This window comes from Okeania hirsuta, assembly GCF_003838195.1.
GTDB classification, from domain to species: domain Bacteria; phylum Cyanobacteriota; class Cyanobacteriia; order Cyanobacteriales; family Microcoleaceae; genus Okeania; species Okeania hirsuta.
In genome coordinates this window covers 1-5,113 of record NZ_RCBY01000367.1, presented here as the reverse complement: position 1 = coordinate 5,113, position 5,113 = coordinate 1, and the positions used below count along the sequence as shown (strand labels likewise).

Genomic DNA, 5,113 nt, shown 5'->3' with positions numbered 1-5,113 from the left:
GTGGCGTACCAAAAATAACAATACCTTGTGCATCAGTAAGTCGATCGCTAGCTTCTAAAAGAATATGTCCGCCTAAACTCCAACCTACAAAAATTGCATTAGAAGCATCTAAAGCTTTAGCTACCTCAAGGACAGCATCAGCATAACCAGGGAGATTGTAAGTTAGTTCTGGGTTAGCAGCTACATCTGAGAGTCCATGACCTGGTAAGTCCATCGCGATCAAGTGATACGTCTGACCGAGTTGACTCTGTAATTGATGTAGGTAAGAGCGTCCGGATGAAGAATTACCATGAACGAGGAATATTGTTTGCCCTTTACCTGAACTTTCATAATAAGAGATATTTTGGGTGCTAGTTTCGACTTTTTGTGGTATAAGTTCCATTTTAGATCAAAAAATTATAGTACAAATGAATCTTAACATTTTGTCGTAGCAGAGGTATCCAAAACAACAATGCGATGCCCAGAGGGGCGATCGTTTACTGCTTTGACCTCTGTAACCATTTAACCAAACTTGATATTAGATCGCTTTCTGGTAAACCATATATAAATCGTCGGGAGTCGCCTGTTTCAACTTAAACCCTGCCGCCTTCATCGTATCTTCTAGAAGTTGGCCATAGATCATTAAGAATTTATGCCGATCGCGAGCCACTATCTCCCCCTCTTTCTTAAAAATATAATCTTTTTCCCAAAAGTACATTTCTTGATTTTCTAGGAAACAGAGATGCTTTTGTTGAGCGTAAACAATGCCGTTGCCAATGTCTCGATCGCCATCGACCTCTGTTTTCTCTCCTTGAATGTTAAGTACTAATAAGCCACCGTCAACTAAATGGCGAGCAATATTGTTTAACATCTTAACGCTGTCCTCAAAATTTGGCAGCATATTTAAGTGGTAATCATTACCTACCCGATTAAAATTTATTGGACCGCCCTGGGAATATACCCCATCAAAATCTTCTTGCAAATCCATTGATAAGACATTACCTTCTACTACCTTTGCCCGGTTTCCCAAACGAGCTTTACTCCGGTCTAACATAGCAGTACTAAAATCTATGCCAGTTATCTCATAGCTGGAATCTAATTCGAGTAGTTTTTCTGCAAGTAATCCGGTTCCCACCCCAATTTCGAGCAGTTTTTTCCGACCTTTGAGGATAGAGTCGATGGACTGAGCTGCTTTCTGATAGTCGTAATACCCACTCTCCATAAGTAAGTCATAATACTGGGCAATGTCATCATATTTATTCATAAGTTGTTTCTCCTTCCTATTTCCATGCAATACTATCATTTTTCAATTCCATCAATACCATATCTGCTAGTTCGCCATTAGGCATCGGCCATGATTTATACATCATCTCTCTAACTACAAAACCGAGATTTTTAAACATATTCATTAACCTGTTGTTTGATAACAAGATTACAGCTCCGATTCTTTGAATATATAATTTCAGAAAGGCACAAATAATTAATTTCAACCATAAGTCTCTTTCTAATACCCTCCTTCTGGATATTTTTTAAGTCCAAGCTTTTCTATCCAACAGTTGGCGTTTTTGGTTGACATAGAATTTATCTTGCAAAATTATTACAATGTACCAAAATAGGCGTTGGTGAATCAACATAAGAATTAAGATATTTAGGCGAACCGTAATCAAGGTCTGTAGGGAAGTTGCATGCAACGTCCCTACCTATTCCCTATTCCCTAAACACGAAAATCATAGCTAAATTCACTAACGCCCTAAAATATTATTATAGATTAAGGAAATAATAAATTGACTCAAACTAACAAACTAAAAGCCATAGAATTATTTGCTGGAATAGGTGGTTTTCGCTTGGGAATGAAAGCTGCAAATATTGACACTATTTGGGCTAATGATATTAGTGAACTTTGTTGTCAAATTTATCAAAGTAATTTTAGTAGTGGTTCTATAGTATTAGACGATATTAATAAAATTAATTTATCAGAAATTCCAGAACACGATATTTTAACAGCAGGATTTCCCTGTCAACCATTTAGTCAAGCAGGTAAAAAAATGGGAATTAGAGATAGAGTCAGAGGAACACTTTTTCAACGAATTGTTGAAATAATCCAAGCTAAAAAACCCAAATATTTTTTATTAGAAAATGTTAAAAGAATCTTGACCATGGAAAAAGGGTATCATTTCCGAATTATTTTAAATGCTCTTGCTTCTTTAGACTATTTTATTGAATGGAGAATTATTAACCCGATAAATTTTGGTATTCCCCAGAACCGAGACCGAATTTTTATTTTTGGTACTTGGATTAAATCTATACAAAAGACTCCTGATCTAGAAAAGCTTTCTGTATTTTTAACAGATAATGATCTTGATAATTTACCAGGGAATGACAATAGCGAAATAGAAAAATATATGGAGCCTATTATTAATTTCAGGAGTAAAAATTATCACTGGGGGATTGCTTATCAAAACAAAATGTACAGTCAATCTTTACCTTTAATGCCTGATGTAAAACCCAGAAAAAAACTCAAAGATATTCTCCAAGATGAATCAGAAATAAATCCACAATTTGACTTTACTTCTGATACCCTAGAAAGAATTAAACAGAGCAAAACTGTAAATAGATATTGTAATGGCGTGGAAATATTATATAACCAAGGAGGAGGAGCGCGTCTTGGCTATACAATATTTGGCATTAATGGCGTTACTTCCACATTAACCGCTTCTACTTCTAGACATTATGAAAGATATCAAGTCGGTAATAAATTTCGCCGTTTAACTAATATTGAATATGCTCGTTTAATGGGATTTCCTGATAATTGGTGTCGAGTTGCTAAAATTTACAATCAATATGCTTTATATGGTAATTCAGTTGTGCCTGATTGTGTAGAATGGATAGGCAAAAGAATAGGTCAACAAAATTTTAAGTTTAAGCATCAAACTTGGCAACAGTTAACATTATTTTAATTCAATATTTATCAATATATGAAAAAACTTACCCTACCACTATTTAAAACTGAGGCAGCAATTTTTGTTAGAGATTTAAGTGTTACTCCAATTCTTGATTTGTATGGTATTACTGATGGTAAAGCAGTAGGAACTTATGTAGAACAAGCATTCAATAACTATTTAAGAACGAAGTATTTATATACTCCAGGTAGTGCGGCTAGTGGCATAGATTTTCCGGAATTAGAAGTAGATTTAAAGGTGACATCTATACGACAACCACAATCATCTTGTCCGTTTCGAGATGCTAGTCAAAAAGTCTATGGATTAGGTTATAATCTACTTATTTTTGTATATGAAAAAATAGATAATCGTGAATCACGAGCAGCAAGTTTGAATATTCAAAACGCGATATTTGTAGCCAAAGAAAGAACAGGAGATTATCAAACTACACGGGGTTTAATAGAAATTATTAGTCGTAATGGTAATCAAGATGATGTAATAGGATTTTTGGAAGACCGTAATCTTCCTTTAGATGAAATAGGACGTGAAATTTTAGCTGAGAGAATAATTAAACAACCTCCACAACAGGGTTATATTACTATCTCAAATGCTTTGCAATGGAGATTACAATATAGAAGAATTATTGAGCAGGCAGTAATAGGAAATGTAGTTGGAGTAGAAAATATTCTGAATTAATTGAAAGGTCAGTATCGTAGCAGAAAATTTCTCTAGCGCAAATACTGTTCAGATAAGCATTGCCCTATTTTGTCAATTCCATGAATAACATATCTGCCAGCTCTCCATTAGGCATCGGCCATGATTTATTCTTGATTTCTGTAACTACAAACCCCAGATTTTTAACCATATTAATTGAGCTTTTATTTGATAATAGAATTGTTGCTCCAATAGTTTTAATTTGTAATTCATTGAAAGCATAAATAATTAGTCGTTTTAATGCTAGCTTCCCATATCCTTTATTTCTATATTTTTTATCCAGAATTGCTATACCAATTTCAGCAGTCAACAGATCCATATTAAAGCCTTTTAAGAGTACATATCCAATGGGCAAACTTTCTGGAGCTAAGTAAACTCCAAATACTAGAGGCTGACTTTTGCGAGAATAAGAGAGAGTGCAATTTCAGATTGCCTCTATGAATTGTTCTGTATCATCAGGTTTAAAGAATGTGTTCCAACCCAGTAAATCTATTAAACTTTGGTCTTGAGCAAGCTTAATTAAGTGCTTAATATGAGTATCTTCCATAGAAGTCAAGAAAACCTTAAATCCTGTTGCTTTATGTTCTTGCTCTAATAATATTTTTTTATCCATAATGCTATTTATACCTTCGATTTAACCATGAAATCAACTCAACAAAATTTACTCATGTATGATACACTAAAATCTTATAGATTAATGTTAAAAATTTATTGATTGGAGATAATTGATGATTGAAGTCAAAAAAATTATTAACAAAGGGCGAGGAATTATTGCCACAGAAGATATTCCTGAAGGAACATTAATAGAAGTTGCTCCTGTAGAAATTTTTCCGTTTGAACCAGAACAAACTCTAGCTGAAAAAGGAGTTTTTAAGTATTACTTTGTACCTCCATTAGAGTATAGTAAAAGTCACAATGTAAACAGATATCTTGTATTTGGTTTAGCTTCTCTTTCTAACCATGCAGAAAAACCTAATGCTAGTGTAGAATGGGTTGAAAATGAAGTAGGTGTATGGGCACATTTGATTGCTCAGAAAGATATTAAGGAAGGTGAAGAAGTCACCTTATTTTATACTAATATTGATGAATATGCTGATGCGCAGAAATTTCTTTAATTGTTGAATTATATCATTAGGTTATAGCTTCATCAAGACTTACGCACTCCCAACCAAGAAACCGGGTTTATTGCCATGATATTGTTGTTCAAACCAGGAAATTTAGTTGATAAACCCGGTTTCTGCGTAAGTCCTGATGGTTTGACTAAGGGCGATCGCCTATTGTCACGTCGGTAATAAAATTCATCAATAAACTATTAAATTTCTCTGGTGTTTCCCAATGTGGAGCGTGTCCTGCATTGGCAATAAATTGAATTTCTCCATTCCAAAGGTTAGGCATTTTCAATTTTGCTATATAATCAGCATTTACTAACTGCTCTTGTTCCCCATGAATAATCATTAAAGGAATCTTCATATTACCCACAA

At 34.1% G+C, this 5,113-nt stretch carries 8 protein-coding genes and 1 pseudogene; 3 read left to right on the top strand and 6 right to left on the bottom strand.

Features of this window, described 5'->3' with window-relative positions:
* The 3 genes from D5R40_RS30250 to D5R40_RS41625 all read right to left on the bottom strand — a co-directional run.
* The coding region (locus D5R40_RS30250; RefSeq protein ID WP_134239644.1) for an alpha/beta fold hydrolase at window positions 1–382 on the bottom strand (382 nt) is incomplete at its 3' end.
* Between the two features lie 135 nt (window positions 383–517).
* On the bottom strand, window positions 518–1,282 hold the full coding sequence (locus D5R40_RS30245) for a class I SAM-dependent DNA methyltransferase (protein ID WP_124155679.1): 765 nt from the start codon (window positions 1,280–1,282) through the stop codon (window positions 518–520).
* Window positions 1,260–1,382, bottom strand: coding sequence for a hypothetical protein (locus tag D5R40_RS41625; protein ID WP_282433679.1), 123 nt, complete (start codon window positions 1,380–1,382; stop codon window positions 1,260–1,262). Before D5R40_RS41625 ends, D5R40_RS30245 begins: the two co-directional genes overlap by 23 nt.
* Before the next feature lie 381 nt (window positions 1,383–1,763).
* Between D5R40_RS41625 and D5R40_RS30240 the strand changes: the two genes are divergently transcribed.
* Window positions 1,764–2,936, top strand: coding sequence for a DNA cytosine methyltransferase (locus tag D5R40_RS30240; RefSeq protein WP_124147720.1), 1,173 nt, complete (start codon window positions 1,764–1,766; stop codon window positions 2,934–2,936).
* Between the two features lie 18 nt (window positions 2,937–2,954).
* A complete protein-coding gene (locus tag D5R40_RS30235; protein ID WP_124155678.1) occupies window positions 2,955–3,614 on the top strand; it encodes a type II restriction-modification system restriction endonuclease in 660 nt (219 codons plus the stop codon).
* A 64-nt stretch (window positions 3,615–3,678) separates the two neighbouring features.
* Here D5R40_RS30235 and D5R40_RS30230 read toward each other — a convergent pair.
* Window positions 3,679–4,017, bottom strand: a pseudogene (locus D5R40_RS30230) (GNAT family N-acetyltransferase); the annotation flags it as partial.
* A gap of 39 nt (window positions 4,018–4,056) precedes the next feature.
* A complete protein-coding gene (locus D5R40_RS30225; protein WP_124155676.1) occupies window positions 4,057–4,245 on the bottom strand; it encodes a hypothetical protein in 189 nt (62 codons plus the stop codon).
* Between the two features lie 115 nt (window positions 4,246–4,360).
* Here D5R40_RS30225 and D5R40_RS30220 point away from each other — a divergent pair, with 115 nt between their 5' ends.
* Window positions 4,361–4,747, top strand: coding sequence for an SET domain-containing protein-lysine N-methyltransferase (locus D5R40_RS30220; RefSeq protein WP_124155675.1), 387 nt, complete (start codon window positions 4,361–4,363; stop codon window positions 4,745–4,747).
* Between the two features lie 145 nt (window positions 4,748–4,892).
* Here D5R40_RS30220 and D5R40_RS30215 read toward each other — a convergent pair.
* Window positions 4,893–5,113: alpha/beta fold hydrolase (locus D5R40_RS30215; protein ID WP_205127747.1), on the bottom strand; the 221-nt coding region annotated here is incomplete at its 5' end.

What these genes read in the sequence shown, in the direction of transcription:
- D5R40_RS30245 (WP_124155679.1), bottom strand. Translation starts at nt 1,282, where the DNA reads ATGATAGTATTGCATGGAAATAGGAAGGAGAAACAACTTATGAATAAA.
- D5R40_RS41625 (WP_282433679.1), bottom strand. Translation starts at nt 1,382, where the DNA reads ATGTTTAAAAATCTCGGTTTTGTAGTTAGAGAGATGATGTATAAATCA.
- D5R40_RS30235 (WP_124155678.1), top strand. Translation starts at nt 2,955, where the DNA reads ATGAAAAAACTTACCCTACCACTATTTAAAACTGAGGCAGCAATTTTT.
- D5R40_RS30225 (WP_124155676.1), bottom strand. Translation starts at nt 4,245, where the DNA reads ATGGATAAAAAAATATTATTAGAGCAAGAACATAAAGCAACAGGATTT.
- D5R40_RS30220 (WP_124155675.1), top strand. Translation starts at nt 4,361, where the DNA reads ATGATTGAAGTCAAAAAAATTATTAACAAAGGGCGAGGAATTATTGCC.